At 73.2% G+C, this 1,002-nt stretch carries 1 protein-coding gene; it reads right to left on the minus strand.

Going from position 1 to position 1,002, the window contains the following annotated elements:
* Positions 1-1,002, minus strand: a 1,002-nt coding sequence (locus tag F6X51_RS27620) for a polysaccharide biosynthesis/export family protein (RefSeq protein ID WP_150967305.1), incomplete at both ends; no start/stop codon positions are given.

Consider the following 1,002-nt stretch of genomic DNA (forward strand, 5'->3'; position numbering starts at 1 on the left):
AGGAGACGACGCCGAGCACCTTCTGGACGTCGGTGTAGGGGGCGTTGGAGACGTAGACCAGGTCGCGGTTGCGCATGCGGAAGGCCTGGGTCAGGAACAGGCTGTTGGGGTCGCGCATGTTGATGCGGTAGACGACCGGCACCAGGGGGGTGTTGAGCAGGGGCGAGCCGGGGCTGAGGCGGCGGGCCACGCTGGCGGGCTCGTAGCGGAACACGAAGGTTCCGGCCGGGTCGGCCTGGAAGTCGGACAGGCCGCGGGCCTTGGCCAGCGCCTGGGCCAGGGTGATGCCCTCGGCCTGGAACGGGATCTCGGTGGCGTTGCCGAGCGCGCCGACCGCCAGGAAGGTCTGGGGGTCGCGCACCAGGGTGAGCACGTCGGCGGGGCGCAGGTAGATGTTCTCGCGCGGGTTGGAGACCACGGTGGTGAGCGGCACGGTGGCGGTGGTGGCCCCGCGCGAGAGGCGCACGAAGGTCTCGGAGACGGGGGCGCGCACGCCGCCGGCGGAGGCGACGACGTCGAGCAGGCGGTCGCCGCGGCCCGAGAGCGGCACGCGGGCGCCGTTGGTGACCTCGCCCGTGACGGTGACGGCCTGGGAGATCGGCTTGGTGACGGAGACCAGGACCTGGGGCTGGATCGCCTTGCCGGCGAGCTCGGACTCGATCAGGGCCTGGACGTCCTGGGGCCGGCGGCCGGCGACCTGGATGCGGCCCGCATAGGGCACCGAGATGGCGCCGTCGCGCGAGACCACCTGCTCGGGGATCAGCGCCGACTTGGAGCCGGCCGAGAAGCGGTCGGCCACGAGGGGCCCGGAGAACAGGCCGCCCGAGCCGGCCTCCCAGACCGAGACGGCCACGAAGTCGCCGACGCCGATGACGGGTTCGAGGGCGGGGCGGTGGTCGCCGAAGGAGGCCAGCAGGCTGTCGAGGGGGCGGGTGCGCAGGGCCTCGACCACGGCCGGCGAGAGGTCGACGAGCTCGTAGCGGGCAAACACCCCGTCCTTCG

Source organism: Methylobacterium planeticum, assembly GCF_008806345.1.
Classification (GTDB): domain Bacteria; phylum Pseudomonadota; class Alphaproteobacteria; order Rhizobiales; family Beijerinckiaceae; genus Methylobacterium; species Methylobacterium planeticum.